We start from the raw sequence: 1,237 nt of genomic DNA on the forward strand, positions 1-1,237 counted from the left end.
CTAGTGCCGCATCAACGAACCTTTGCCTCGTTGTGATGTGACACGCCGTTGGAACGTTGGCCCGGGGGGTGTGGTGCTGGCAGGTTGTTCGAATGACAGAACGAGTACGCGTCCGCGAGATCGATGACGACGAGGGCAAACGGTTACTGCGGATTGTCCGCAGGGGCACCGGGTCGGTGGTGACCTGGCGGCGGGCTCAGATGGTGCTGCTGTCCGCCCAGGAGATGCCTGTGGTGAAGATCGCCGAGGTGACGTTCACCAGCGCGGACCGGGTCCGGGACGTGATCCACAACTTCAATGCCGACGGATTCGACTCCCTGTATCCGAAGTATTCCGGCGGCCGGCCAAAGACGTTCACCCTGCCCGAGCGGCGTGACATCAAGAAGATCGCCAAGTCCAAGCCGGCCGAGCACGGCCTGCCGTTTTCGACCTGGAGCCTGGTCAAGCTGGCCGACTTCCTGGTCGCCGAGGGGGTGGTCGACGACATCAGCCACGAGGGCCTTCGGGTCCTGCTCCGCCAGGAGGGCGTGTCGTTTCAACGCGTGAAGACCTTCAAGACCTCCCGCGACCCGGACTATGCCGCCAAGAAGGCCCGCGTCGAACACCTCTACGCGATCGCCGACGGCGAGGTCATACCCGAGGACGGCGAGCCTGAAGTCGTCTTCTGCATGGACGAGTTCGGCCCGCTCAACGTCCAACCGCACCCGGGACGGCAATGGGCCGAGCGTGGCGGACGGCACAAGGACCCCGACCGGGAACCCAGACCCCGTCGGCGGGCGACCTACACCCGCCCGCACGGGGTCAGGCACCTGTTCGCCGCCTACGACCTGGCCAAGGACAAGCTCTACGGCCACATCAAGCCCAGGAAGCACCGCACGAAGTTCCTGGAGTTCTGCCGCTACCTGCGCAGCCTCTACCCACACGATGTCCGTATCGCGATCGTCCTCGACAACTTCTCCCCGCACCTGACCACGAAGAAGGACAGCCGTGTCGGCGACTGGGCCACAGCGAACAACGTCGAGTTCGCCTACACACCGACCAACAGCTCCTGGCTCAACCGCATCGAAGCCCAGTTCACCGCCCTGCGCTACTTCACCCTCGACGGCACCGACCACGCCAGCCACAAGGAACAGGGCAGCATGATCCGCCGCTACATCATCTGGCGAAACAAGCATGCCAACGACCAGCGGCTACGAGCCGTGGTCGACAGGGCGAATGTTGCCTGATGCGGCACTAG

The 1,237-nt window shown here is 64.2% G+C and carries 1 protein-coding gene; it reads left to right on the top strand.

The window, feature by feature from the left end; translation table 11 throughout:
• The first annotated feature begins 92 nt into the window (after positions 1 to 92).
• The gene (locus tag ACIQU6_RS45010) at positions 93 to 1,226 is read left to right on the top strand and encodes an IS630 family transposase (RefSeq protein ID WP_403488572.1); all 1,134 of its coding nucleotides are present in this window, start codon (positions 93 to 95) and stop codon (positions 1,224 to 1,226) included.
• Positions 1,227 to 1,237 lie beyond the last annotated feature (11 nt).

It is taken from the genome of Streptomyces sp. NPDC090442, from assembly GCF_044769405.1.
In the GTDB taxonomy this organism is placed as follows: Bacteria; Actinomycetota; Actinomycetes; order Streptomycetales; family Streptomycetaceae; genus Streptomyces.